Here is a 26,136-nt window from a genome sequence, read left to right as displayed (position 1 = left end):
AGAGAAACTTCCTTTACTGAAGGTGCAGATTATGTTGTTGCGCTGTCTGTTCCAGCTGGATCGAGAATCGTGACACCCATACCGGTGAGCCACTCGGGAATCGCTTCGTAGGCAAGGCGTTCACCCGGAACGTAGTCGACCATCGCGGCCATCATGAGCCAGGTCCGCAACTCCTGCGCACCGTTGCCCGCCTCGTCTTCGATCTGCTGCGTCGTGAACTCGGCAAGCTCACTTGCCTTGCCGCTGGCAAACAGATCAAGAATTCGGTCATCGAACTCCGGAGTGATCGCGGCATCGGCTGCGCGGATGATCTGGCGTCGCCGGACGTCGTAGTCGGACCAGTTCTCCCGGCCGTCCAGCCAGGCTTGAACCATGAAATCCTCGTCCTCACCGTGCGGATCACGCCAGTCCGGCCAGGGCAGACGATGAGACAATCCACCGGACGCGATCACCACGACCCGGGTATCCGCCGGATACGACGCAACGGCATCCCGCAGGGCCTTCGCCACTTCCTCACATCGCTTGAACGTCGGGAGGGGCGGCGCGAATACGTTGACCACCAACGGAACTATCGGAACATCGATTCCGTCGAGAAGGTACTGAATCGCGTGAGACTGACCATGATCGATCTGCAATCGCGCCGAGTAGGCAAGATCGAACCGGCCACCTTCGATCAGCTCGTTTGCAAGGTGCCTGGCGAACTCCACGTCGACCCGTTGCGGCCCCTTGGGTGTTCCTGACTCGCCACTGGAAATGCACTCTCCGACGCCGAGAGTGAACGCCGGAATCAGATCCAGCCAGAAACCGCGAAAGTGGTTGGAGCCGAGAATCAAGACAACATCGGGTTTCGACGCCGCGATCTTCTCCCGGCTCAGATACAGCGCGTCCCGGAAGCGTTCGGCCTCCGCCTTGTGCGTCGTCTCTTCCCAATGGGTGTTCATCAAGGTGCTGTGGGAGGCACCGATACCCAGAACTATCTTCGCCATCAGTCGATTCCTACTTCCTCGAGCGAGCGGGTGACGGTGTCGAGGGCCACTCGGATCAGATACTTCGTAAATCTCTCCGCCGCAGCGAGATCCACAGTGTTCATCCCCATCGCGAAGTCCACCTCGAAGGGTGCGTCGACCACCTTGGGCATACCCACCCGAATCGTCGGGATGCCGCGGCTGCGCAGGATGTTTGCGTCGGTGGCTCCACTGGCGTCGAAGAAGTCCTGATGCGGCTCTCCTTCGGCAGCCTCCCACGCGTCGACTGCGGCGCGGCGCAACCACATTCGAGGGTCGGAACCCTCACCGGGGATGGCAAGAACCTGTTCGACGTCGATCTGTAGATCCAGCGATTGTGCGATCTCCGCCACGACAGCTTTGAGTTCACGCTTGGCTGCGGTGGGCGTCGTCCGCGGGCTGAGCCGCAGATCAACGGTAAGGCGCACCTGCTCGGGGGTGAACGACGCTGTTCGCTCCCACCCGCCGCGGATGTTGGCGACGATCCCCTGGGGCGCAACCAAACCGTCCTGATGCGCCGCCGAGTACTTCGGGAACCATTCCTCCAACTTGGCGACCACCTCGCCGGCGGCGGTAATCGCGTTGCGGTACGGCAAGCGGTGGCGCGAGCCGACGTAGGTGTGCAGACCGTGCACCGTGATCTCGAACCAGGCCAGGCCCACTTCTTCCCAGGAAACCGTCCAGCCGGGCTTGGCGATCAGCGCGCAGTCCGCCCACACTCCCTGTTCCAGGAGGAACGAGCAGCCGACGCCTTGGCCGGTGTTGTGTCGGGGGTTTCCGACACCGGGCCGGGCATTGGTCGGCATACCGCCGGCGCCGAATCCGAGTACCAGGTCACCGCGGAGCGGAATGCCAGCTGCGGCAATTGCTTCGGCCGCTGCGACGATGCAGACGGCGTGGCCTTTGGGGTTCGACGCACCTAATCCGATCACGTAGTTCTCGTCGAACTGGGCGTGCGGCGTCAGATCCGCTCGCAGCTCTTTTCCCACCCACGGCAGGTCTTCCGCCGGATCGCCCGTCGTGACGGTGTCGATCGGCGCATACAGCAACAGGTCCGGTCCGGACCCGTCACCGCGGAGCCTTCCCCACGAGTTCGCTTGCCGATCATCGAGATCCATTGTGTGGGCCTCGATGCCCGACGCTGCCAGGACCGCCGTGATGTGGCGGGCCAGCGGTGCTTCGTCACCCGTCGGACTGGGAATGTTCACCACCGAAGTGGCGAGATCTCGCAATCGCGCACGATCGACATGGGCGTAGGCTCGCTCGACCCATTCCCGGCGCTCGTCGCCTAGGCCTGCGAGAGCGTCGGCCCTCGCAGTGGTCATGGATTGACCTGATGTACCTGAGTATTGCTGCGCTCGCCGGCCAGCTGCCACAGCTTGGGAATTGCCACTGCAACAGCGGCACCGATAGCGACAGCCGTCAGAATCTTGAACATGTATCTCTCCTATTCGCTGGTGCCGGTGGGAATCTGAGCGTCGGCGACAGGGGCCGAGCGGGACGTTGGCGTCCGGCGCTCTCGGGTGGGCCTGACCGGCGCCTTGGGGGTGTGCTTGGCCGCGTCGGCGATCTTCTCGGCGTACTCTTCCTCTGCCAGATTTCGCCACGTCGTCAGCGACACGTCCGGTCGGTACAGCTTCTCCGGCGGCGCGTCGGTGACCTCGACCATCCACGCATCCTGACCCGAGAACTGACCGTGGAACAGCCAGCGGATCGCGCCGAGGTACTTGGCGTAGAAGCCCAATTTTGCTGCGCCGGAGACGAAGTTGACCATGAGGCCGACGTACTTGTGGTTGTCTTCGTCCACCGGGACGTAGAACTCGTAGTGAATGAACTTGGGGTACGCGATGCGCAGGACACCCGGCATGGACAGTGAAGCAAAACCGGGGAAGTTCTGAGCTGCGATCACAGGATTGACATCCAGGCCGGCGCCGACGTTTCCGATCTGCGAAATCTGGGTCTCGTCCGGCTTCTTCTTCCACCACCGCTTGTTCGTCCAGGTTCCCACGCCCGGGAATTCCGCCTCCCAGTACACCTCTTCCTGCACGCGGTAGATCCAGCGTCCCTCCGGAACGATGCTCGTGATGTTCCACGTGGGCATCGGCTTGAACAGACGCCACAATGCGGTGCGGTGCAGGTACTTCGCATGTCCCTCGTCGAAACCGTTCTCACATGCGAAGCGCCAGTTGCCTTCTCGGGGCTGAATCCGACCACCGACGATACCCTTGTTCTCCACCAGCTCACGCGGCAACTGGTCGTCGATGGACGGCGCCGGCTCGTTGGCGATCGGGATGTACACCCACACCAGACCGAGTCGCTCCTCGATCGCATAGGTCTGGACGTTCAGCTTGCCGCAGATCTTGGAATCCGGACCGTCGGTGATGACCGCGGCCAGCTTGCCGTCGGTGAGCCGGTACGTCCAGCCGTGGTACGGGCAGCTGACGGTTCCCGGGAACTGCTGATCGCCCTCGGACAACGGAACGCCGCGGTGCGGGCACCGATCGTGCAGGGCATATGCCTTGCCTGCGTCGCGGATGATCGCCAGCTTTTCACCACAGATGGTGAAGCTCTTGGGGTCTTTGGTGATGTGGTTCGACCACGTGACCGGGTACCAGTAACCGCGGTATCCGCTGCCGGCTGCGTTGTAACCCGGCCATGCCGTCCAATCCTGCCGACCGGCCGCTCGTGGCCGCTCGGGCAGCGCGAACGTGGCTTCCGACGCCTCGACACCAGTCATGTGAAGTCCTCTCGACACTGAACGTTTGAATGAAACAGATCTTGGGTGAGATTGCGGTCTACGCCAATGGATTCGGTTCGCTCAGCAGACCCGGACCACCACAGCGGTTCCGACGGCACACAGCACGCCATTGTCCGAATGCTCCCGCAATGCCAAAGTTAGTTGGTCACTGTCGATTTGGGACACTTCACCCGACACCTCGAGTGTGGTTCCGACGGGCGCGGGCGCACGATTCTGCCAGGAGACGGACACAACTCCTTCGTATCCACCGGCAAAGTGTGACGCGGCACGAAAGAACAGCGTGCCCTGCAACTGGGCCATGACCACCGGTGCGGACAACCCCTCCGTCTGCGCATAGGAGGCGTCGTAGTGAATACGGTGCGAATTGTGCGTCGACGCCCCGAATCGAAGGATCCGAACCGGATCGCAGACCAAGGTCACCGATTCGATCGACGTGCCCACGACTACTGTTTCGGTCATCGGACGATGAACTTCTCGACGACCTCGGCAAATGAGCCGGACTGCGCACCCTGGTAAGTCTTGGTGACCGAGAGCAGCAGAAACTCGTCCGGAGCCCGGCCCTTGGTCGTCACGGTATCGAGTACTCGCCCTACGACGACAGCCTCACCCAGCGGGGCCGGTCGCAAGAAAGTCACACTCTGCCCGCCGGCCATCAAGCGCACGTCGATACCGTCTGTGCCCGGCACTTCGTCACGGAACATGCCGTCTGCTCGGTACTCTCGATCGGAGCCACCTTGCGGTCCTCGCAAAAGCGAAGGCAGATACATCGGATGGACGGCAAATGCCGGGTGCTCCGGGTCGAGAAACCGGGGGTCCGTCTCGGCGGTGGCAACCGCAAACGCAACCGACTCCGCCGGACGCACCGTTCCCAACTCTCGCGTTTCCCGCGTACCGATCATCGCCTCCGCGCGATCACGCGCGTGCTCGAGTTCTGTTCTCATGCCAGCACGCTAGGCATTCGGAAGTCTCACAGCCACGAACCGGGTTCGCCTGCCGGACCGCGATACTTCCCATACCGCTCACCTCGAGGTCAGGTATAGCCATGGCTGATCAACCGAAGAGCTTGTACGCCAAAGCAGATGGCGTCACATTCCATTACTACGACCTCGGCGAGGGCGACCCCACGATTTTCCTGCACGGAGGCGGCCCCGGCTGCACTGCGTGGTCCGACTTCGGGCCGGTGGCACCGCTCTTCGCCTCGGATCGACGAGCGATTCTCGTTGATCTGCTGCAATACGGTCGGTCCGACAAGTGCACCATCGCCGGCCCAATGTGGGACTTCCACGCCGCCAAGATGGTTGCCCTGCTCGACGAACTCGGAATCGAACGCGCAGACTTCGTCTGCAACTCGTGGGGCGGCACCATAGCGCTCAATCTTGCGGCAAAGTACCCGGAACGCGTTCGCTCCCTGGTGATCACGGGCAGCATGCCCGTCTTCTACGGTCCACTCGCGCCGCTCCCCGAGGATGGCCGGCGTGGCCGCAACGCCCGCGACCTCTACTACGGCGGCACCGGTCCCACCCTCGAAAAACTCCGCACCTTGATCACCAGTCTCGAATGGTTCGACGGATCGAAGTTGCCCGCCGAAACCCTCCAGATGCGATACGAGCAAAGTCTCGACCCCGAAGAAATGGCCCTGGCTGCCTCGGCGGACTCACCTCGTGGCGATTGGCAGGATCTCACAGCTGAACTCGGCCAGATCCAGGCGCCGACGCTCTTCGCCTGGGGCATGCACGACGCATTCCTCACCCCGGACTACCCGCTCATGCTGGCGCGGATGATTCCCCATGGCCATCTCTACATCATGGACAAGGCGTCGCATCATCTTCAGGAAGAACGACCATACGACTACTACAGTGTAGTTTCGGGTTTCCTTGACCAACAGCACAACTGAACGAACGGTGATCGCCCCGACGGGCGGTGCACGGATCCGATTGGTACTGCTTCTCGGAATTCTCACCGCCCTCGGGCCGTTCACCGTCGACATGTATCTTCCTGCGCTGCCACAGATCACGCAGGAATTCGGCACTTCGGACACGATGGTTCAGCTGACCCTGACGGGCACACTGCTGGGTCTGGCTTTCGGCCAGTTGCTCATCGGCCCACTGTCCGACATCTACGGACGTCGACGTCCCCTGCTCGTGGGCACAGTAATTCACGTCGGCGCGTCGTTGGCCTGCTTCTTTGCTCCGTCCATCGAAGTCCTCACTGCGCTGCGAACCCTTCAAGGTTTCGGCGCCGCCGCGACAGGCGTGATCGCGATGGCAATCGTTCGTGATCTATTCACCGGACACGATGCGGCAGTTGTACTTTCGCGGCTGATGTTGGTCATGGGCGTAGCGCCCATCCTGGCCCCCTCCATCGGCGGGGCACTGATGTCCGTAACACATTGGCGCGGAGTCTTTCTCGCTCTCTTCATCCTGGGCATCGCGATGATCGCACTCGCGGCAGTATCGCTGCCGGAAACACTTCCACCCGAGAATCGGTCGGGCAAGGGCATCGGCGCCATCGCGCGAAACTACATTGCGCTCGGCAAGGATGCCCACTTCATGGTGTTGGTGCTCGTGTGCGGTCTCGGCCGCGGCGTTTTGTGGTCGTACATCGCCGCGTCGTCCTACGTGATGCAGGAACAGTTCGGACTGAGCGCCACCGCATACGGATTTGCCTTTGCCGGCGGCGCCGTCGTTTTGATCGGTTCGTCCCAGCTCAACGTCGTGCTTCTCGGCCGGTGGTCGCCGAATTCCATCACGATCTGGGCAATGTGGGGCAGTAGTGCCGTCGGCGCTGCATTTGTTGTTGTTGCCGCCACCGACTCGTGGGGATTCGTCGGGTTTGCCGTCCCCATCCTGCTGATGCTCTGCGCAACGGGTTTTGTCATGCCCAACGCACCGGCGGTTGCACTGTCCCGTCACGGAGAAGCCGCAGGCTCAGCAGCCGCGCTGATCGGATTTGCGCAGTTCGGCGCTGCCGCTGTGGTTGCGCCCATCGTCGGCCTTCTCGGCAACACCAGTCTTGCCGTGGCCATCTCCATGACCGGGGCTTCGGTTCTCGGCGTGATCGCGCTGCTCTGCGTGCGTCGATAAAACGGTTATGCCGAGCGTTCGAGAACCGATACCTTCCGGCTGATCCCTTCGGCCGCCGCGCGCAACGGTTCGGCAAAACGCTCGGTATCCATTCGATACCGCGGACTCGACACACCGATCGCGGCAACTGCTTCACCAAGTCCACCGAAGATCGGGGCAGCGATACTCGATGTTCCCAGGCGAACCTCTTCGGTCTCGACCGCCAACTGCTGCGAACGAACAGCGTCGAGTTGCCTACGTAACCCGTCTTCCGAGTTCACCGTCCGATCGGTGAACTCGACAAATCCGTTGCCTGTCACCGCTCGAAAAACGGAATCCGGTGAGTACGCGAGTATTGCTTTGCCGGTTGCCGTGGCATACATCGGCAGCCGGCCAGCCACCCGCGACGGCAGGTCCACCCCGTGATGACCGGAGATCTTGTCGATGTACAGAACATCGAGGCCGTCGCGAATCGCGAGGTGAACCGTCTCCCGGGTCGCCGCGTGAAGATCCTGCACATACGTCAAGGACACCTCGCGCAGAATACGTTGACGAGGAACCAACTGCCCCAGTTCGAAGAGCCGTAACCCCAACCTGTACTTGGTTCCGACCCGTTCCAGTAGACCAAGAGACACCAGTTCACCGGCTATTCGATGCACCGTCGCCTTCGCAACACCACTCCGATTCGCAAGTTCGGTCAGCGACAGCGCACCCGAATCCGCATCGAAGGAATCGAGTATCAGGCGCGCTTTCCCCAGCAACGAATGCATCGCCGAGCGCCTCCAGTACACAGAATGTGGTCCACCCAGCGGACCAAGTCTGCTCCAGTCTACTGAGGCATCAGATCTCCGCGCCCACGAATTGGCTGTTGTACAGACGGAAGTACGCGCCGCGGGATTCGAGCAGAGCCTCATGGCTCCCCTGCTCCACGATCCGGCCTTCCTCCATCACCACGATCAGGTTCGCATCACGAATTGTCGAAAGACGGTGCGCGATGACAAAACTGGTGCGGTCACTGCGCAGAACCGCGGTGGCGCTCTGAACCAGTAGTTCGGTGCGTGTGTCCACCGAACTGGTCGCCTCGTCGAGGATCAGAATAGACGGCTGCGAGATGAAGGCGCGGGCGATGGTGATGAGCTGCTTCTCGCCGGCACTGACGTTGCTGCCTTCCTCGTCGATGACCGTGTCGTAACCCTCAGGCAGAGAGTGCACGAACTTGTCGACGTAGCTCATCTCGGCCGCGCGACGAATCTCCTCGTCGGTGGCACCGGGCTTGCCGTACGCGATGTTCTCGCGGATGGTTCCACCGAACAGCCACGCGTCCTGCAGAACCATGCCGATGCGTGAACGCAGATCGTCTCGCGTCATGTCGGCGATATCGATGCCGTCCAAAGTGATTCGGCCCGAATTGAGTTCGTAGAACCGCAGGATGAGGTTGACGAGGGTGGTCTTGCCTGCCCCGGTTGGGCCGACGATGGCAACCATCTGGCCAGGCTCGGCGGTCAGGGACAGGTCCTCGATCAGCGGCTGTTCCGGCTTGTAACTGAAGGTGACGTTCTCGAACTTGACGCGGCCCTTGTCAACCGTGGGCGACTTCGCGCCCTTCGGGTCCTCCGACTGCTCGTCTTGGTCGAGCAGCGCAAAAACACGCTCGGCCGAAGCGACACCGGACTGCAGCAGATTTGTCATCGACGCGATCTGCGTGAGCGGCTGGGTGAACTGACGCGAGTACTGGATGAACGCCTGCACGTCGCCGAGCGTCATCGTTCCGGATGCGACGCGCATGCCACCCACCACTGCGATGGCAACGTAATTGAGGTTGCCGAGGAACATCACGGCCGGCATGACCAGACCGGAGATGAACTGCGCCTTGAAGCTCGACTCGTACAGATCCTCGTTCTGCTTGCGGAAGCGCTCCTCGACCTCGTGCTGGCGGCCGAACACCTTGACCAACTCGTGACCGCTGAATGCTTCCTCGACCTGTGCATTGATTCCGCCGGTGCTCTTCCACTGCGCGACGAAGTGCTTCTGCGAACGTTTCGCGATGAACGCCGTGACCATGATCGACAGCGGAACAGTTGCCACCGCGATCAAGGCGAGCAGCGGTGAGATCCACAGCATCATCACCAGAATGCCCAGGACGGTCATCACCGACATGACCAACTGGCTGAGCGTCTGCTGCAAGCTCTGCGCGACGTTGTCGATGTCATTGGTCACGCGTGAGAGAACATCACCGCGGGCATGGGTATCGAAGTACCGCAAGGGAAGTCGGTGAATCTTCTGCTCGACGTCCTCACGCAGACGACGAACGGTTCGCTGGACCACGATGTTGAGCAGATACGCCTGCAGCCAACTGAACAGCGACGCGCAGACGAACAGCAGCAGCACGATCATCAAGACCTTGCCGACGGCGTCGAAATCGATTCCGGTTCCAGGCACAACTGCCATGCCGGACACCATGTCGGCGAGCTGACCCTGCCCCGAAGCGCGCAATCCTTCGACAGCCTGTTCCTTTGTCGTCCCCGGCTGGAGTTGCTTGCTGACGATTCCGTCGAAGATCAGGTTGGTGGCGTTTCCCAGGATCTTCGGAGCGATCGAGGAAAGTACGACGCTTGCGGTCACCAAAGCGAAGATCAGGACGACGATCGGCTTGTCGGGGCTCAAGCGTCCAAGGAGACGTTTGAGCGAAGGGCCGAAGTTCATGGCCTTCTTTGTGGGATCGCCGCCGCCGGGCGGGCCGATGGGAGGCGAGGAAGTCGGTCGATTGCTCATGATGCGTCCTGTACGGCTAGCTGAGAGGCGACAATTTCGCCGTAGGTGGGACAACTGACCACGAGTTCGTCGTGCGTGCCGATCCCCACGATGGCGCCGTCGTCGAGCACGATGATCTGATCGGCTTCCACGATGGTGGAAATACGCTGCGCGACAACGACGATGCAGGCGTCTTGCGTGACCGGCCGGAGCGCCGCACGCAGCCTCGCATCAGTAGTGAGGTCGAGTGCCGAGAAGGAATCGTCGAACAGATAGATCTGTGGCTTACGCACCAACGCTCTGGCGATGGCGAGTCTCTGACGCTGACCGCCCGATACCGTCGTACCGCCTTGTGCCACCGGTGTGTCCAGGCCTTCGGGCATGGCGCGGATGAAGTCGGCAGCTTGGGCGATCTCGAGGCACTCCCACAGCCATTCGTCGGTAGCTTCGGGGTTTCCGTAGCGGAGATTGGTGGCGACAGTGCCGGAGAACAGATACGGCTTCTGCGGGACCAGACCGATCACCGAACAGAGCAGCTCCGTGTCGATGTCGCGGACGTCGACGCCGCCCACCGATACCGATCCGGAGGTGGAGTCGATCAAACGCGGAATCAGGTTGAGCAGAGTGGTCTTTCCCGAACCGGTGCCGCCGATGATCGCCGTCGTCTTGCCTGGTTCGGCGCGGAAGGTGATGTCGCGCAACACTGGCTCCTCGGCTCCGGGGAACTGGAACTGAGCTCCACGAAGTTCGACGACTCCCGGGTCCTTCAGTTCTCGGACCGGATTCTCGGGCGGAATCACCGACGAATCCGTGTCGAGCACCTCGGAGATACGTTCGGCGCACACCGACGCACGCGGCAGCATCACCGCCATGAAGGTGGCCATCATGACGGCCATCAGGATCTGCATGATGTAGCTGAGCATCGCGGTGAGCGAGCCGATCTGCATCGAGCCCTCGTTGATCTGATGGCCACCGAACCAGATGACCGCGACGCTGGTGACATTGCTGATCAGCATCACGAGCGGGAACATCAGTGCCATGAGGCGGCCGACGCCGAGTGCAGTCTCCGTCAGTTCGCGGTTGGCGTCGCCGAAACGCTCTACCTCGTACGGTTCCCGTACAAACGCTCGGACGACGCGGATGCCCGTGATCTGTTCGCGAAGAACACGGTTGACGGCGTCGAGGCGGCCCTGCATGACCCGGAATCCGGGGACCATCCGGGCGATCAGGAAACCCATCGAGACTACGAGGAGCGGGACGCTGATCCCGAGGATCCAGGAAAGATTCAGGTCCTGGCGCAGAGCCATGATGATGCCGCCGATACACATGATCGGCGCCATGACGAGGATGGTGCAACTCATCACGACCATCATCTGCACTTGCTGGACGTCGTTGGTGTTGCGGGTGATCAGCGAAGGCGCACCGAAGTGCCCGACCTCTCGGGCCGAAAATGTCCCGACCTGATGCAGCACCGAAGCCCGGAGATCGCGTCCGACGCCCATGGCGACTCGCGCACCGAAGAAGACGGCACCCACCGAGCACAGGATCTGCGTCAGCGTGACCATGAGCATCATCCCGCCGGTGGAGAGGATGTAGCCGGTGTCGCCTTTGGTCACGCCGTTGTCGATGATGTCGGCGTTGAGACTCGGAAGGTAAAGAGCCGCCATAGTCGAAATAAACTGCAGGACGACAACGCCCGTGAGTTCACCCCGGTACGGCGTCAGATAAGTGCGCAGCAGCCTGATCAGCATAGTGAGCGAAGGTTACCAATCCTGGCCGACATGTGCCGCTGGATATTTCGATACCGGGAAAACAGCTGTGCGCCTTTATTAACCGCGGGGGGTTAATAAAGGCGCACAGCGGTCAAGCGGTCAAGCGGATGTGGACTGCAGTTCCGCTTCCTTCTCGTCACGGAGGGCCTTGCTGAGCTTCTCGCCCTCGATGTCGACGTTCGGCAAAATCTTGTCCAGCCACTTCGGCAGCCACCACGCCTTGTCGCCGAGCAGTGCCATGACGGACGGGATGATCACCATTCGCACGATGAAGGCGTCGAAGAACACTGCCGCAGCGAGCGCGAATCCGATCGACTTGATGAACGAGTTCGGTTCTGCGATGAAGGCGCCGAACACGGAGATCATGATGACCGCGGCCGCACTGACCACTCGGGCACCGTGGTTGAAGCCGATGGTCACGGCCTCCTTCGCGGTTGCACCGTGGACGTACTCCTCACGCATACGCGTCACGAGGAACACCTGGTAGTCCATCGCCAACCCGAACACCACGCCGATCAGGAAGATCGGCATGAAACTCACGAGCGGTTGCGGGTTCGAGATGATGCCCAACCAACCGTGCTGGAAGATCGCCACCGTCGCACCGAATGTCGCGAGCACGCTGAGCAGGAAGCCGAGCGTCGCAGTCAGTGGAACCAGGATCGAGCGGAACACCAAGAGCAACAAGATGAATGCAAGGCCGACCACTACGGCAAGGTAGGGCACCAGTGCATCCTTCAGCGTGTCCGAGACGTCGCCTTCGAGTGCGGTCTGACCGGTGATGCCGTAGCTGACGCCGATCGAATCGTTGAGTCCTGATTCGGCTCCGCGGAGGCTGGACACCAGGTCCATGGTTGCCGGATCTGTCGGACCACTCTTCGGAGTGATCAGTACCTGTGCGGTAGTGCCGGCGTCGTTGACCCCGATGACCTGTGCGTTCTGGACGTCACTGAAGCTCGAGATGGTCGAGACAACCTCCGCGAACGCCTCTTCGGCAGAAACACTGGCATCCTTGGCGTCGACGACGGCGATCAGCGGTCCGTTTCGGCCGTCACCGAAGCCCTCGTCGATGAGGTCGTATGCCTGACGCGCACTCGTAGCCGGGTCACCGGTGGCCTCCGACGGCAACGCGAGGCTCAATCCTGTTGCGGGTAGAGCCAATGCACCCAGAAGGACTACACCACCGATCAGCGGAACGAGCGGACGACGGACGACGGCGTTGATGAATCGCAGGGCCAACTTCGGCTTGCCCGAATCCTGGTCTTCAGACTCCTCAGCACGCTTGCTGAGGAAGGGGATCTTGCCGGCAAAAGCCTTGCGCCCGAACATACCCAGGATCGCGGGCAGCAAGGTCAAAGCGATCAGGACCGCGATCAGCACGGTGAAGGCTGCTGCCGCACCCATGTCCGAGAGGAACGGGATACCGACGACACGCAACGCGACCAGCGCGATGATGACCGTCAAACCGGCGAATACGACTGCGGAACCGGCAGTTCCGACAGCGCGGCCAGCTGCTTCGGCACGGTTGTCGGTGAGCGTGAGCTCATGCCTGAACCGGGACATGATGAACAGCGAGTAGTCGATCGCTACCGCCAGGCCGATCATGATCGCCAGGGTCGGAGTCATGGAACTGAGATCCATGAACCCGGTGGCGACAGTGATTCCGAGGCTGCCGATAGCGATACCGATGATTGCGGTGAGGAGCGGAAGCCCCGCGGCCACAAGCGAACCGAACGTGATGGCTAGAACGACGGCGGCAACGGCGATGCCGATCAGCTCGGTGACACCACCGGGCATCTCCGCTTCCTGCGCAGCCGAACCACTGACCTGGACATTGAGCCCCGCAGCTCGCCCGACATCGGCTGCGGAGTTGATCGAATCACGCAAGGCTTGGTCGAGATCGGCGAAGTCACCGCTGAACGGAACCTCGACGTACCCGACCGTTCCATCGGCACTGAGCGGGGACAACGCACGCGCGTCGTCCACGGCCTGCGTCTCGGAAGTTCCAGCGGCAGCTGCCTTTTCCTTGAACATCGCAACCATGGAGTCGTTGCCGGCAACCGGATTGACCAGCGCCTTCGCGGCCTGTTCCGGAGTGGCAGTTGCCGGGTCCACCTTGGCAGAGTCGGCGACCTTGTCGATGCCGCGGATACTCGTGAGCATCTCGTCCATGGCCTTGACGTTCGCCGGGTCAGCCAGGGTTGTACCTGCCGGAGCCTCGACGACGTATCGGGCGCTCAGCGAATCCATCGGATTGGGAGCACCGGGGAACCGCTCAGCCATCAAGTCCTGGGCCTGCTGCGCCGGCGTTCCCGGAATGGAGAAGGAATCTTTGGTGGGGCCGGACAGCGTTGCCGCCCCGACACCCATCAGGACCAGGATTATCAGCCAAACACTGAGGACCGCGCCCTTTCGCCGATAGGCGAACTTGCCGATCCGATAAAGATACGTGGCCACGACGGGCTCCTTGCTGTTTCGGTGCGTGTACGTGGACAGGTTTTACGAGTGGATCTCAGAAGCGGTGCCTCCGAGACGCGGTGGCGGTGCGGGCAATCCCGCACGAATCTGCCGAAAAGCGTCGTGGACCAGTTCTTCCGGACTGGAGGCCTCCGACTTTCCGCCAGTCCAGATGTCGATTACCGATTTAGCGGCTCCACCCACCGCTCCAAGGAGGAGAGTCGGGTAGAGGTCCCGTTCGGCGTCCGTACCGGTACGTTCCGCCAAGGCCTGAACGACTGCACGGTTGATCCGCTGATGCATGTCTGCGGCATCCCGATAGAGCGCGGGACTCGAATCCGACAGCAGCCAGATACTCGCCTTCTCACTCCCACTCGGACCTGAGTCGTTCACGATTTCGACCACAAGGTTTTCGAGCACGTCGAGGATAGGTTCGTCGGCGGGCCGGGCTGCAAGCGCCTCGATCCACAAAGTCACCGATTCCTCGAAACTGGCGAGCACTGCCTCTTCCTTGCTGGAGAAGTAGTTGTGGAATGTCCTCGTCGACACTCCGGCCTCGGATGCGATTGCGTCAGCGGTGACGCATTCGATTCCCAGCGCGCGAGCCAGCCGCGCCGCCGCACCGCTGAGTGCGGCACGGGTTGCTGCCTTCTTGCGGTCGCGCAGGCCTGGTTCGATGATCACTCCAACACGGTACCAATCTTGCAGACCTCTGCAACTTTGCAGAGCTCTGCAAGATTGTGCAATCGAACACACCACCCGGAACATCGAGGTGTGGCTCACACCCCTACTCGCCAAATGCCTGGACAAGACGACCGGAGAAGTTTCCGACCCGACACACTGCATGACATCACGACTCAAGTTGACACGCATATCAACAGAGGCTGACATACTTTGCTAATCATTAACCACAACGAGTTCGATGAAGGAAGCTGATGGATCCGCTCCTGCATACCTGGCCGGTTTCATCCTCGGTCATGGTGTGGGGCTCCAAGACCGGACGCGGCACGGTCCTGCGTCTCGCGCACCTCACCATCGGATTCTGCTCCCTCAATTTCTCGCTCGTGGCTTACCTCTTTTTCTTCAGCACAGAAGGCCCCGAGGGACCATTTGCGCGCGCCTGGTTGGTCGGCGTCGCGACGATCAACTTGATTCCGACTTTCCTTTGGTTCGCCGGCCGAATCAAAGGGGGACGCGCGCTCAAGCTCTACGGACTGTGGGCGGATATCGGCACCGCCTCCACTGTCATCGCATACTCCAGTCCCAACACCGCGCTGTTCGGCGCAGTCCTTTTTGTCGCCACCGGCGCCTACTTCACGTATTTCCTCGACTATCGCTGGCTGACCTTCCACCTGGCCTTCACCACGACGTTTGTCATCGCCCTGACCGTTCTCGGATTGACGAACAACGAGTACTCGGCAACCAGCGTGATCGCGCGCACCGACATCGTACTGTGTGCCGTGATCTTCATTCCGGCCACGATTCAGTTGAGCTGGCGACAATTACTTTCGCGCGCAACGGGATCCAAAGTAGACGCACTCACTGGTCTCCTGAACCGACGCGGACTGTGGGAGATGTCAGAGCATATCTGGTCGGTCGCGTCGGTGAATCGTGCCGACATCGCTGTTGCCGTTGTCGACATCGACAAGTTCAAGGCGGTGAACGACACGTTCGGTCATGAGGTCGGTGACGCCGTCATCATCCGGACGGGAACGCGCCTTCAGGAGCATGTGAACGGTTTCGGTTACGCCGCGCGCACGGGCGGCGAGGAGTTCACCGTCGTGATGATCGGCACCCCGTACGGATTGCGCAAACGAATCGCAACCCTACCCAAAGCAGTAGTGAGCACTTCTGACAGTCCGCTGTCCACAGTCAGCGTCGGAGCAGCGACGCTACCTTTCATCCCGCACCAGGAGGAATTCGACTACAACGAGTTCTCCCGAGCGATCATTGCGGCCGATCATCTGATGTACGAGGCGAAAGCCGCGGGCGGCAACGCGGCCAACACTGCGCCTACGACTGTTCCGCGTCCCAGGCGGACAGTCTGAAAATCGCGCTGCATCAGCGCCGATTCCACGCTTCGGGATCTGCCGTCAGTTCGTGAATGAAGTCGGGCAATTCACCGCCTGCGACATCGGTGAGGCTGACATTTTCGAGCACGGCGCGAAGGTTGACGCGTACTGCAATCCACACCTCTTTGAGCGGTGTTGCCGGTCCCCCGTAGTCGACGTCTTCCGGTCGCTGGCCCCGAATCGAGGCAAGCGGTCCTTCGACAGCGCGGATGACGTCGGCAATCGTGATCTCGTCCGCGGACCGAGCGAGCCAGTACCCGCCGTCCGGGCCGCGGCGGCTGTTGACGAGGCCGCCGCGCCGCAAGTCAGAGAGCACCGCTTCCAGGAACTTGTGGGGTATGACCTGGGATTTGGCGAGAAACTCGGCCTTGGCCGGGTCCGGACCGACTGCCGCAAGCTCGACCAGAGTCCGCACGGCGTAGTCCACCTTCGCGGTGATATGCACCGGCAATTCCTACCATTGTTCTATGGAAAGTCGCAACAAACCCGCAAGATACTTCTCGCAAAAGGTTCCGCGATGTTACACATTGATGCATGATGTAACGACCAGAGCGAGAGAATAGGACAAATAGCGTGTGGGAAACCCTCGTCGAGTCATGGCGGTCACTGCTCGAACCACTCCATGACCCGGTCACGCTCGCAATCCCCGCGTTTGTCATCTTCCTCGGCATCGAGTGGTTCGCCGCCCGCGCACTCGAAGATCATCCGGACGATGCCGACGGACGCGCACAGCCCGCGCAGGGTGGATACCGCCACATCGACGCTCGGACCAGCATCCTCCTCGGATTGGTGTCGATCGCCACCAGCACGTTCTGGAAAGCGCTGGCCCTGATCGGCTATTCGGCGATCTGGGTGTACCTCGCGCCGTGGCATCTGTCGCCCACCGCCTGGTACACCTGGGTAATCCTGCTGCTCGGAATCGACGTCCTCTACTACGCGTATCACCGCATCGCGCACCGAGTTCGAGTCGTCTGGGCTACGCACCAGGCTCACCATTCGAGCGAGTACTTCAATTTCAGCACCGCGCTGCGGCAGAAGTGGAACAACAGCGGCGAGATCATCATGTGGCTGCCACTACCGTTCCTCGGGATTCCGCCGTGGATGGTGTTCGTCGGCTTCTCCGTCAGCCTCGTCTACCAGTTCTTCGTCCACACCGAGCGTGTCGGAAAGCTCTGGCGCCCGATCGAATTCATCTTCAACACACCCTCACATCATCGCGTCCACCACGGTTCCGACGCCGAGTACCTTGACCGCAACTACGCCGGGATCCTCATCATCTGGGACCGGATGTTCGGCACATTTGCGGCCGAAACCCACAGGCCCACCTACGGACTCACGACACCGGTGGGAACGTACAACATCTGGAAGCTCCAAACGCGCGAATACGCTGCCATCGCCCGTGATTGGAAGGCGTCGACCTCGTGGCGGCAGCGAGCAGGCTACGTATTCGGCCCTCCGGGCTGGGCGCCGAAAGCTGCAGTCACGTCAACAGAATCCACAGCCCCGTCGCACTGAGCAACAGAAGACTCAGCGCGAGCGCTGCTCCCATACCCAAAGCAGGCGTTGCCTTTTCAGCTGAGAACTGGGCCAACCGTCTGGGCCGCGACCGACGTTCGTAAACCATCACCGCAACGACAAGCATCGCAGCGAGGGACGGCCCGATCAGGGCCAACGAACCGAACGGCGGCAACCACCTCAGGCAGGCGGCGGACAAGCCGAGGATCGACAGACTCGTCCGCACGAGCGAGAGCGATGTGCGCTCGGACTGTAGGCCCCTATCTGGCGGCGTGAGTCCTTCCGAAGGTTCCAGCGCGGTCAATCAGTTCACAACCTCGACCACCAGGACTGTCGCGCAGATCACCAGCACGATGCCGACCACCGGCGCCATCAGCGGCACCGGCAACGAGCGCTCGGCACGGAGCGCTCGCTCGGCACTGATCCAGTGGACAAAAGAAGTGATGGCGATCAGAGCGCCGCCGACGAGCAGCAACGCGGCCAAGCCGACGCGAACCGTCGGGTTGAGGATGTCGCCGCCGAAGGCCTCGAGTCCGACGCCCGACGCGACAAAGGCCGTCGCTGTGCGGATCCAGGCCAGATATGTCCGCTCGTTGGCGAGGGTGAACCGTGGATCGGGGTCTTCACCCGTTCGGAACGGCCTCCATCGGGGCATCACCTATTCATTCCGTCCCGGCAGAATTCGCCCGCAGCCTTCGGAACGGACAACAAGAAAGGAAGGTCATGTCCTTAATCTTCCCTACCCGCCCCGAAGGAGTGCGAATCGGGTGGACGTAATTCAGTTCGCGGCGAGCGAGACCAGGAAGTCCACCGAGCCACTGCCGTCGACGGTGACAAAGCCGAGCGACGGGGGTTCGACACCGAAATCGGTCCAGGTGACCGGAATCGAGCCCGAAGCAATCAGAGAATCCCCCGAGTGCAGCACAGTCATGTCGACCGATACCGGCTTGGATTGGCCTTTGAGTGTCAAGGTTCCCGACACCGTGACCGTTGCAGTTGTGCCGTCGGCCGGCACGGCCGACAGGTCCACCGGCGAGTCGATCGTGAACGTCGCCGTCGGGTAGGTGCTGGTATCCATCACATTGCCAGTGAACTGGCCATCGCGCCGATCCGAGTCGGTCTTGATGCCTGCCACCTGCACGGTCACTTCGCCGGCCGTGAGCTTCTCGCCCTCGACGGTGGCGTTTCCGCTCACCTCGCCGGTGGTTCCGACGACGGTCACACTCGATCCGTTGAGAATCTCGTGCACGGTGTACCCGGCTGCCGTCTGGTTGTCTCCCTGGCCTGCGACGACGGTCCACTGTCCGTCGATGGATCCGGACGCCGCCTCTGCGCCCTGAGTGGACACTACGGCCGCCGGTGCATCGTCCTCAGCGATGAACTTCCCGTACGCCCACGGCCCCACGAGCAGGGCGAGTACGACCACAACCACTGCTCCACCGATCCACCAGATCTTTTTCATGGGTTCGACGATAGTTGCAGCTTCAACGGTTGTCAGGACTTAACACCTGGGAGAACGCTGTGAAAGCTCTCCGCAGCAACTGAAGACGAGGGTGCTGTCCGCAACGATTAGTAATCATTTGGTAAAGTAGATTTTGCATTCCGGCCCCCAGCCTGGAATGCACCGGCCGTGCGCGTCGAATCATGCATCGATCCCGATGCGCACGGTCTGCCGAAACACGTATCACACTGGACGAGGGGGCTCGCGATGCCGGACCTGAGCCTCCTGAGCGACGACGAGTTGCGTGAGCGCCGAATCGCCCTCAGTCAATCACTGACTGCCGCAGCCGATTTGATCCCTACCCCGTCACCGTCATTCTTCGAAAAGCTGAAGCAGGACATCGATGCCGCCGCTGCGGAGTGGATCGCCCGCCGCTCCTGAAACCTCGTCAACCTGGGAATGTCACCGGAGGGCGTCCCTCCCCTATAAGAACGAGTGTGGCTCCCGATCTCCCCCGAGGTCGGGAGCCACCTTCGTCCGAATGGCGGATTTCTGCCCAATCCGAATGTTTGTTCCTTGATTACGAAATACGTTCGGAGCGACGGATCCGCCCGGCGGCTGATCAGGTCTGCGTGTCGAACTCACTTTGGCTTCGACACACATGGACACGGGCTTCGACCTGGCCGGTCGCCCGATAGTTCAGCCGGAGCGTGTCCGTCCCCGACAGTCGGCAGCGCTCGCATCGAGGTCTACGAACAAAAAAGCTCCCCACCTGCGTGAACAGGTGGGGAGCTTTGGCGGTGGCGGAGGGATTTGAACCCTCGGACGGGGGTTACCCGTCACACGCTTTCGAGGCGTGCTCCTTAGGCCGCTCGGACACGCCACCGTTGGTGACTTTACCGGATGGAGTGCCCGTGGCCGAAATCGCCAGGTGGAGCGGTATTATGTGAGCTTGTCCTTGATGCTGGACGCGGCGTCCTTGACCTTCTCGCCTGCATCCTTGACGGCCGATTTCACCTGGTCGCCTTTGCCTTCGTTTTCGAGGTCCCGGTCACCGGTAGCGCTGCCAGCAGCTTCCTTGGCCTTGCCCCCGAGGTCCTCGGCCTTGTTCTGAGCCTTGTCTGCGATTCCCATGAGTACTCCTCTGTGAACGCGAACGAATCGCCTTCCGACGATCCGCCGATGCCCTGACGACATCTGCCTCCACCATGCCCTCGTTCACCGGTTCCGGCTACCCGAGTGTGCGATCACTCTCGATGGGGAATACCGATTTCAGGCTCGCTGCTCACGGAAGAAATCTTCCAAAAGCCCAGCGCATTCGTCCTCGAGGACCCCGCCGCGCACCTGCGGCCGGTAGGTCAATCTTTTATCTCGAACTACGTCCCATAAAGATCCGACGGCACCGGTTTTCGGCTCCCACGCCCCGAAAACGACTCTGGAAACCCGGGCGAGGACCAGCGCGCCCGCGCACATCGTGCAGGGCTCGAGGGTGACGGCCAGCGTCGCGCCTTCCAGTCGCCAACCGTCGCCGTAGATTTTTGCGGCAGCACGCAACGCGACGATCTCGGCATGCGCGGTCGGATCGGACGACGCTTCCCTGGCATTGGCGGCGCGAGCAACTTCGACGCCGTCGCCGTCGAACACCACGGCGCCGACCGGGACGTCGGCGTCGGAAGCGGAGCGCGCAGCCACGATGGCCGCACGGATCATGCGCTGATCGTCAGCGAGAGTCATCTAGCGCGGGAGCTTGTCGAGCGCTGCGCCGAACTCGGACGCGAACCCGAGTCGCTGCGCGATCATCCCCAACTGCTCGTCCGGATAGAGATCGGTCTCGGCCGCGATGACGGCGAGTACGGGTTCCGGCAGGCCCAGATCGGTGAGGACGGACAGATCGCCCTCTTCCCAGGGTTCGACATCGTCGAGGTCGTCCGGGTCGATATCGGGGATCTCGATGTGCAAGGCGTCGAGGACGTCGGCTGCGATGTCGTAGTCGATGGCGGCAGTCGCGTCGGAAATCAACAACTGCGTGCCCGACGGGGCCGGACGCAACACGATGAAGAACTCGTCGTCGACGTCGAGAAGACCGAAGACGGCACCCGAACTTCGCAGCTCACGCAGCTGCGTTTCGGCGGCCGAGAGCGAGGTCAACGCGTCGGGCGTCAGTGCCTTGACCGTCCAACGCCCCTCTTCACGGACCACCGCGACACCGAAGCCTTCAAGCTCCTCCGACTGGTTCGAAGAGGCGCTCTTGTTACCCGCGCGCTGTGCACCCATGGCGCAACGGTAGCCCGCCTGGTGCCAGTGAGTGAAGTCCGAGCATCGATGTGCCAACCTGAACTCGTGTCTGCGATCGATTCCGCCCCACCAGTCTGCGTTCTCGGCCTCGGATTGATCGGCGGTTCGCTACTTCGTGCCGCCGTCCGATCCGGCCGTCAGGCGTGGGGTTACAACCGTTCCAGTGAGTCCGCCGACGCGGCCCGAGCCGACGGTTTCGACGCCGACACCGATCTAGTTTCAGTGCTGCAGAGAGCGAACGAGAGCGGCGCGATCATCGTGGTCGCCGTGCCGATGCCTGCCGTCGACGCCACCTTGGAGGCAATCGCCGCGCATGCACCGAACAATCCGATCACGGACGTCGTCAGTGTCAAGGGTGAAGTGAAGGCCGCGGTCGAACGAGCGGGCTTGAGCGCCAAGTTCGTGGGCGGTCATCCGATGACGGGGACGTCAGCTTCGGGTTGGGCGGTCGGGGATGCCGATCTGTTCGTCGACGCGGTATGGGTCGTTGCCACCGACAACGGCGTCGACGCAGACGTGTGGACGCAGGTCGCCGATCTCGCGCTCGACTGCGGCTCGGTGGTCGTGCCTGCCGAATCTCTGGAGCACGACCGAGCAGTCGCGCGTATCTCGCACTTGCCCCACCTGCTCGCGGAAACACTTGCGATCACGGGAGCGGCCGGCGGCGAACTGGCACTCGGGCTGGCTGCCGGATCATTTCGCGATGGCACTCGCGTGGCCGGAAGCGCACCCGGCCTGGTGCGGGCGATGTGTGAGGGCAACCGCGACGCCCTGGTGGTCGCGCTGGACGAAGCGCTCGACCTTCTGCAGGGCGCACGTACCGATCTGCTCGACAACGGCTCGACGGCACGATTGGTGGACGCAGGGTTCGCGGCGCGCGGCGCTTACGAGTCACACGAGCGGTGGGACATCGAAGACGTTCAGGTCGGAGAACCCGACTGGATCGACCGGATGCGAGACGCCGGTCGACGCGGCGGCGTCATCCGGCGATCCGAAACCTAGAAATACGAAACCTAGATACGAGTTGCCAGACCCGGGTAGTCGAGGACAAAGCCTTCGGTGTCGACGGACAGCGTCGAGCTGGACACCGGGGACAGCACACTGATTCCGTCGGTGCCGGAGCTGTACGTGATGGTCGCACCCTCGACGCGCAGGTCGAGAAGGTTGACGTAGACGACCGGAACCTCGGCGTCTTCGATGTCGTTCTGCAAACCGACGCGGCGGATGGGCAGCGTGTTGAAGAACGGACTGAGGATCACGTCGACGTCGAGTGCACCGTCGAACGCCGAGCGCTGATGGCTGGCGCCGTTCTCGACCATCCAGGTACCTTCCTCGTCCCGGCTGATCGACATCTGACGCTCACCGGCGGCCAAGGCGGTCCGCACGGAGAGCCTGCGAGTGATGCCGGCCTCGTCGGTGACCAGGTCGTATGACGCGCTGAATGCCGGGTGCTCGCTGCAGGCTCCACCGATGATTCGGCCGGAAGCCTTGATGCGATTTCCGTTCAGCTGCACACGAACAGACTCCATACGAGGAGCGTTGTGGGCCTGCCAGGTCAATACCGCGGGCCAGGACGCGTCACCGGAAGGTTGGATGCTCACCCGACCACGGTAATGGACGAACGGGCGCGGAGCACCGCTGGTTCGGGTTATTGCTCGGATCAGGGACCTTTCAGGGACTTCGATCGGCCCCGAAGATCTCGATGTAAGGCGTTTCACAACGGTTCTTCGGTAAGGAGCACGCCGCGGACCGAATAGTTGGCAAACGGTGTCGGAGTTCTCGAGTACCGTGCTTCTAGGTCGGTTCGTGAGGAAGGGTGCTGTGACGTCGTCGCGGAGCATGGTGGGTTTGTTTGCCGGTATCGGTGGGCTCGAGTTGGGGCTCTCGGAACATGGGTGGAACACCGAACTGCTGTGTGAAATCGATCCCGGCGCCCAGGCAGTTCTCCGTTCGCGTTTCGCTGACGTGCCGTTGCACGGTGACGTCACCAAACTGCGTGCGCTACCCAGTGACATCGAATTGGTTGCGGCCGGTTTCCCCTGCCAGGACCTCTCGCAGGCCGGCAAGACCGCAGGCATCACCGGCGCGCGTTCGGGCCTGGTGGACGAGGTGTTCCGTCTGGTCAAGCGCAAGAAGGGCCCGCGCTGGCTGTTGATCGAGAATGTTCCGTTCATGCTGCAACTCGGCAAGGGCGCTGCCATGCGGCACATCACCGACGCGCTCGAAGACCTCGGATACACGTGGGCGTACCGGGTGGTCGACGCCCGCGCCTTCGGACTCCCCCAGCGTCGCCAGCGGGTCATCATGCTCGCCTCGCGTACGGATGATCCCCGCGAAATCCTGTTCGGCCAGGACGCTGGCGAGCGCCTGGGCGGCGATCCCGCGGACTACCCGTGCGGCTTCTACTGGACCGAAGGCACCCGCGGACTCGGATGGGCCGTCAACGCCGTTCCGACGCTCAAGGGCGGCTCGTCCGTCGGCATCCCCAGCCAACCGGCAGTCCGGTTGCCGTCCGGTGAGATCGTCACCCCCGGCCTCGTCGACGCCGAACGCTTACAGGGTTTCGATCCCGACTGGACGCTGCCGTCCGTCGAGGTCCCCGGCCTTCGCCACAGCCACCGATGGAAGCTCGTCGGCAATGCCGTGAGCGTGCGGATGGCGTCGTGGGTCGGTGGCCGGTTGAGCGATCCCATCGAATACGACGCCGCGGGCGAGACGCCACTCGAACCGGGCGACGCCTGGCCGAGCGCGGCGTGGGGCCGTAACCGCCAGGCCTTCCGCGTGCACACGTCGACGTGGCCGGTGCAGCACGACTACGAAGATCTGAGCGGATTCCTCGAAGACACGCGGTTGCTGTCGGCACGGGCGACGGCCGGCTTCCTCAAGCGCGCCCGCATGGGCAATCTTCGGTTCATTCCCGGTTTCATCGAGGACGTCGAAAGCCATCTCGAGCGGATGGGTGGATACCCCGAGGCCGCGGCATGACGGAATCGCTGTTCCCCGAACCTGAAACGCTGTTTTCCGAGCCCGAACACGAACCACTGTGGAGCGCACTGCAACTCGCGGGTGACAAGCCCCCGGCCGATGCCGATCGCGGCGAGAAGAAGAACTACGCACAACGACTGTCCAATCAACTGGCACAGACGGTCGCCGATGCTCTGCGTCCGTTGTACCCCAACATCACCCCGACTGCGTCCGGCGAAGGCCAGGAGGCAACCGTCGATGTCGCCAAGGGCCGAAAGCGCTTGGACGTCAAGGCACTCGACCCCACTCTCGGCCTGATCCTCTGCGTCTCCATCAAGACCTACAACTTCCAGGACTACAGTCCGCGCAGCGGCAAGCTAGGACGGTGGACCAAGAACATCGTCCGCAATGACCACGAATTGCGCGGCGAGGCAATGGTTCTGCATCAGCGGCAGCCGTACAGCGTGTTGGTGGCCGTCATGTTCGAGCCGTACGCCACCTGCGACGACGGCGACCCGACCAAGACCAGCGACACCGGCAAATCCTCTTTTGCACACCACGTCACAACGCTCTCGAAGCGCTCGGGTCGGGGCAAGCGCGCGGTGGTCGGCGTTCCAGGAAAGGCCTGGGTGGATCTCGGCGCCGAGGACACCCGCTACGACCTCTTCGAGAAGGTCTACATCGGACTCTACGAACCCGATGGTGCGGTTCGGTTCTTCGATGTCGACGAACCGCCGCCGCGCAACGGCCGCCCCACCGAAGCTCAGACGCTCTCGTTCACCGACTTCGTGACCGTCGTGCACGGTGAAGTGGAGCGTCGCAACAGGTTTGCGCCCACCTGGTCGGATCCCGAAGACAGCGACGATTCCGACGGCTGAGAGAACCACGGTGCCTGCGACGGATCCTGCCACCAGCGCTCGGATGAGCGCTCAGCGTCGGCGCGACACCAAACCCGAAATCGCACTTCGACGCGAGCTTCATCGGCGCGGACTCCGGTACTTCGTGGATCGGGCGCCGATCAAAGGTGTTCGCCGACGGGCTGATCTGGTATTTCCGCGCCGCAAAGTCGCGGTGTTCGTGGACGGATGCTTCTGGCACAGCTGCCCGCAGCATGCGACGTTTCCCAAGAACAACGCGCAGTGGTGGACGGACAAGTTGGCCGCCAACGTGGTTCGAGACCGCGACACCGATGCACGTCTGGCAGAGCAGGGTTGGACCGTCATCCGCATCTGGGAGCACGAAGATCCGCTGGTAGCAGCCGAACGCGTCCAGAAAGCCCTGCTCGGTCCGTAAGCTCGATTCCGTGAAGGAACGCAACGTTGCGCGGTGGGGTTTGGTGGCTGCGCTGGCTCTGGGCGGAATCGTCTACTCGTCGTGGATTCTCGAATTCTTCCTGGACACCGGCCTCGACCCAGTGACATCGTTCCTCAGCGAACTCGATGCCGAGAACCAGAAATACCGCGATGTCTTCGGTAACGCCGATGTCCTGTCCGCAATCTTGATGTTGATCTCCGGAGCGCTGGGCCTGCTGATCACGCCCCGGCGAAGGCTCTACGTCACGGGCTGGATTGCGCTGGCGGTGTTCGGCATCGCGACCATCGCCGACGCGTCGTTCCCTCTCGAATGCTCGGGCGAGGGTTGCCCGTCGAGCGCACCCGACGGTCTACTTCCGCAGCTCCACCATGTTCACGCGTTGACGAGCAGCGTGGCGGTCTTCGCGATCTTCACCGCGATGATCGCATTCACCGTGGGAGCGTTCAGATATCGCGAGCACCCTTCTTTGCGGACGACGGGTCTGACCATTCTGATCCTGACTTCCCTTGCGACGGTGTGGATGTTGACGACCAACAGCATCGCAGTCTCCGGCGGCGGTAATCTCGGACTGGGTATCGCTCAACGTGCGCAGGTGCTGGGAATGTCGTTGTGGTTGTGCACCCTGGCATTTGCGATGTCGCGGCCGCCATCCACCGGGCTCCCGGCGTCGCCGCGCTGACAGGTTTTCCGGCAACCGATTCGGGCGATCCTGGAACTACAACTGAAAATGGCTG

The 26,136-nt window shown here is 62.1% G+C and carries 28 protein-coding genes and 1 tRNA gene; 10 read left to right on the top strand and 19 right to left on the bottom strand.

All coding sequences use genetic code 11. The features are described from left to right. Window positions 1–29 precede the first annotated feature (29 nt). The 5 genes from ACSW29_RS03395 to ACSW29_RS03375 all read right to left on the bottom strand — a co-directional run bounded on the left by ACSW29_RS03395 (window position 30) and on the right by ACSW29_RS03375 (window position 4,703). Window positions 30–986, bottom strand: a complete 957-nt coding sequence (locus tag ACSW29_RS03395) for a DODA-type extradiol aromatic ring-opening family dioxygenase (protein ID WP_448276465.1) — start codon at window positions 984–986, stop codon at window positions 30–32. Then, window positions 986–2,329 carry a M20 family metallopeptidase gene (locus tag ACSW29_RS03390; RefSeq protein WP_448276464.1) on the bottom strand — a complete coding sequence of 448 codons (1,344 nt, stop codon included), beginning with the start codon at window positions 2,327–2,329 and terminating at the stop codon, window positions 986–988. The genes ACSW29_RS03395 and ACSW29_RS03390 overlap by 1 nt, the downstream gene beginning before the upstream one ends. 122 nt (window positions 2,330–2,451) lie before the next feature. After that, a complete protein-coding gene (locus ACSW29_RS03385; protein WP_046377787.1) occupies window positions 2,452–3,741 on the bottom strand; it encodes an aromatic ring-hydroxylating oxygenase subunit alpha in 1,290 nt (429 codons plus the stop codon). Window positions 3,742–3,822: 81 nt separating this feature from the next. Continuing rightward, the gene (locus ACSW29_RS03380; RefSeq protein ID WP_448276463.1) at window positions 3,823–4,221 is read right to left on the bottom strand and encodes an acyl dehydratase; all 399 of its coding nucleotides are present in this window, start codon (window positions 4,219–4,221) and stop codon (window positions 3,823–3,825) included. Further along, a complete protein-coding gene (locus ACSW29_RS03375; protein ID WP_448276462.1) occupies window positions 4,218–4,703 on the bottom strand; it encodes an FAS1-like dehydratase domain-containing protein in 486 nt (161 codons plus the stop codon). The genes ACSW29_RS03380 and ACSW29_RS03375 overlap by 4 nt, the downstream gene beginning before the upstream one ends. Before the next feature lie 101 nt (window positions 4,704–4,804). On the opposite strand from ACSW29_RS03375, the gene ACSW29_RS03370 reads away from it, so the two are divergent. Both ACSW29_RS03370 and ACSW29_RS03365 read left to right on the top strand, forming a co-directional pair. After that, window positions 4,805–5,656 carry an alpha/beta fold hydrolase gene (locus ACSW29_RS03370; protein ID WP_046377785.1) on the top strand — a complete coding sequence of 284 codons (852 nt, stop codon included), beginning with the start codon at window positions 4,805–4,807 and terminating at the stop codon, window positions 5,654–5,656. A gap of 7 nt (window positions 5,657–5,663) precedes the next feature. Beyond that, window positions 5,664–6,845, top strand: a complete 1,182-nt coding sequence (locus ACSW29_RS03365) for a multidrug effflux MFS transporter (protein ID WP_081557232.1) — start codon at window positions 5,664–5,666, stop codon at window positions 6,843–6,845. A 5-nt stretch (window positions 6,846–6,850) separates the two neighbouring features. On the opposite strand, the gene ACSW29_RS03360 is transcribed toward ACSW29_RS03365, so the two are convergent. From ACSW29_RS03360 to ACSW29_RS03340, 5 genes are all read right to left on the bottom strand, one after another. After that, window positions 6,851–7,594 (bottom strand): IclR family transcriptional regulator, encoded by a 744-nt coding sequence (locus ACSW29_RS03360; RefSeq protein ID WP_007731643.1) that lies wholly within the window; start codon window positions 7,592–7,594, stop codon window positions 6,851–6,853. 70 nt (window positions 7,595–7,664) lie between these two features. Beyond that, window positions 7,665–9,596 (bottom strand): ABC transporter ATP-binding protein, encoded by a 1,932-nt coding sequence (locus ACSW29_RS03355; protein ID WP_308371776.1) that lies wholly within the window; start codon window positions 9,594–9,596, stop codon window positions 7,665–7,667. Then, complete coding sequence (locus tag ACSW29_RS03350) at window positions 9,593–11,326, bottom strand: ABC transporter ATP-binding protein (protein WP_317826599.1); 1,734 nt, start codon at window positions 11,324–11,326, stop codon at window positions 9,593–9,595. The genes ACSW29_RS03355 and ACSW29_RS03350 overlap by 4 nt, the downstream gene beginning before the upstream one ends. Window positions 11,327–11,446: 120 nt before the next feature. After that, window positions 11,447–13,801: an MMPL family transporter gene (locus ACSW29_RS03345; RefSeq protein WP_317826600.1), complete on the bottom strand. Its 2,355-nt coding sequence runs from the start codon at window positions 13,799–13,801 to the stop codon at window positions 11,447–11,449. A gap of 42 nt (window positions 13,802–13,843) precedes the next feature. Continuing rightward, the gene (locus ACSW29_RS03340) at window positions 13,844–14,485 is read right to left on the bottom strand and encodes a TetR/AcrR family transcriptional regulator (protein ID WP_230816625.1); all 642 of its coding nucleotides are present in this window, start codon (window positions 14,483–14,485) and stop codon (window positions 13,844–13,846) included. A 251-nt stretch (window positions 14,486–14,736) separates the two neighbouring features. On the opposite strand from ACSW29_RS03340, the gene ACSW29_RS03335 reads away from it, so the two are divergent. Then, complete coding sequence (locus ACSW29_RS03335) at window positions 14,737–15,849, top strand: GGDEF domain-containing protein (protein WP_317826601.1); 1,113 nt, start codon at window positions 14,737–14,739, stop codon at window positions 15,847–15,849. A gap of 13 nt (window positions 15,850–15,862) precedes the next feature. Here ACSW29_RS03335 and ACSW29_RS03330 read toward each other — a convergent pair whose 3' ends face one another. Further along, entirely contained in the window at window positions 15,863–16,318 is a 456-nt protein-coding gene (locus ACSW29_RS03330) for an RrF2 family transcriptional regulator (RefSeq protein ID WP_230816627.1), read from the bottom strand. Between the two features lie 128 nt (window positions 16,319–16,446). Between ACSW29_RS03330 and ACSW29_RS03325 the strand changes: the two genes are divergently transcribed. Continuing rightward, on the top strand, window positions 16,447–17,388 hold the full coding sequence (locus ACSW29_RS03325) for a sterol desaturase family protein (RefSeq protein WP_230816628.1): 942 nt from the start codon (window positions 16,447–16,449) through the stop codon (window positions 17,386–17,388). On the opposite strand, the gene ACSW29_RS03320 is transcribed toward ACSW29_RS03325, so the two are convergent. The 3 genes from ACSW29_RS03320 to ACSW29_RS03310 all read right to left on the bottom strand — a co-directional run bounded on the left by ACSW29_RS03320 (window position 17,354) and on the right by ACSW29_RS03310 (window position 18,850). Beyond that, window positions 17,354–17,692 (bottom strand): DUF202 domain-containing protein, encoded by a 339-nt coding sequence (locus ACSW29_RS03320; RefSeq protein WP_411742538.1) that lies wholly within the window; start codon window positions 17,690–17,692, stop codon window positions 17,354–17,356. The genes ACSW29_RS03325 and ACSW29_RS03320 overlap by 35 nt on opposite strands. Then, a complete protein-coding gene (locus ACSW29_RS03315) occupies window positions 17,693–18,043 on the bottom strand; it encodes a YidH family protein (RefSeq protein ID WP_317826603.1) in 351 nt (116 codons plus the stop codon). 123 nt (window positions 18,044–18,166) lie between these two features. Continuing rightward, window positions 18,167–18,850: a YceI family protein gene (locus ACSW29_RS03310; protein WP_230816630.1), complete on the bottom strand. Its 684-nt coding sequence runs from the start codon at window positions 18,848–18,850 to the stop codon at window positions 18,167–18,169. 246 nt (window positions 18,851–19,096) lie between these two features. Between ACSW29_RS03310 and ACSW29_RS03305 the strand changes: the two genes are divergently transcribed. Further along, complete coding sequence (locus ACSW29_RS03305) at window positions 19,097–19,270, top strand: hypothetical protein (protein ID WP_230816631.1); 174 nt, start codon at window positions 19,097–19,099, stop codon at window positions 19,268–19,270. A 354-nt stretch (window positions 19,271–19,624) separates the two neighbouring features. Here the strand turns inward: ACSW29_RS03305 and ACSW29_RS03300 are convergent. The 4 genes from ACSW29_RS03300 to ACSW29_RS03285 form a co-directional block, all read right to left on the bottom strand. After that, a tRNA-Ser gene (locus ACSW29_RS03300) sits at window positions 19,625–19,715 on the bottom strand. A 56-nt stretch (window positions 19,716–19,771) separates the two neighbouring features. Continuing rightward, window positions 19,772–19,963, bottom strand: coding sequence for a CsbD family protein (locus tag ACSW29_RS03295; protein WP_003943869.1), 192 nt, complete (start codon window positions 19,961–19,963; stop codon window positions 19,772–19,774). A gap of 138 nt (window positions 19,964–20,101) precedes the next feature. Next, window positions 20,102–20,563, bottom strand: a complete 462-nt coding sequence (locus tag ACSW29_RS03290; protein WP_230816632.1) for a nucleoside deaminase — start codon at window positions 20,561–20,563, stop codon at window positions 20,102–20,104. After that, on the bottom strand, window positions 20,564–21,103 hold the full coding sequence (locus tag ACSW29_RS03285; protein ID WP_230816633.1) for a tRNA adenosine deaminase-associated protein: 540 nt from the start codon (window positions 21,101–21,103) through the stop codon (window positions 20,564–20,566). It abuts the gene before it with no gap. A 48-nt stretch (window positions 21,104–21,151) separates the two neighbouring features. On the opposite strand from ACSW29_RS03285, the gene ACSW29_RS03280 reads away from it, so the two are divergent. Further along, window positions 21,152–22,126 (top strand): prephenate dehydrogenase, encoded by a 975-nt coding sequence (locus ACSW29_RS03280; RefSeq protein WP_317826808.1) that lies wholly within the window; start codon window positions 21,152–21,154, stop codon window positions 22,124–22,126. Window positions 22,127–22,137: 11 nt separating this feature from the next. Here the strand turns inward: ACSW29_RS03280 and ACSW29_RS03275 are convergent, their stop codons facing one another. Then, window positions 22,138–22,725: a putative glycolipid-binding domain-containing protein gene (locus ACSW29_RS03275; protein WP_230816634.1), complete on the bottom strand. Its 588-nt coding sequence runs from the start codon at window positions 22,723–22,725 to the stop codon at window positions 22,138–22,140. A 238-nt stretch (window positions 22,726–22,963) separates the two neighbouring features. Here ACSW29_RS03275 and ACSW29_RS03270 point away from each other — a divergent pair, with 238 nt between their 5' ends. From ACSW29_RS03270 to ACSW29_RS03255, 4 genes are read left to right on the top strand one after another with little or no spacing between them, the layout of a single operon-like run. Continuing rightward, on the top strand, window positions 22,964–24,109 hold the full coding sequence (locus ACSW29_RS03270) for a DNA cytosine methyltransferase (RefSeq protein WP_317826809.1): 1,146 nt from the start codon (window positions 22,964–22,966) through the stop codon (window positions 24,107–24,109). Beyond that, window positions 24,106–24,966 (top strand): hypothetical protein, encoded by an 861-nt coding sequence (locus ACSW29_RS03265; RefSeq protein ID WP_448276457.1) that lies wholly within the window; start codon window positions 24,106–24,108, stop codon window positions 24,964–24,966. Before ACSW29_RS03270 ends, ACSW29_RS03265 begins: the two co-directional genes overlap by 4 nt. Window positions 24,967–24,976: 10 nt before the next feature. After that, entirely contained in the window at window positions 24,977–25,381 is a 405-nt protein-coding gene (locus tag ACSW29_RS03260; RefSeq protein WP_030535751.1) for a very short patch repair endonuclease, read from the top strand. Between the two features lie 10 nt (window positions 25,382–25,391). Beyond that, entirely contained in the window at window positions 25,392–26,081 is a 690-nt protein-coding gene (locus ACSW29_RS03255; protein ID WP_317826606.1) for a DUF998 domain-containing protein, read from the top strand. Window positions 26,082–26,136 lie beyond the last annotated feature (55 nt).

Source organism: Rhodococcus sp. GB-02, assembly GCF_053470465.1.
Note: the sequence above shows the minus strand (reverse complement) of the source record. Positions and strands in the feature narration are given on the sequence as shown.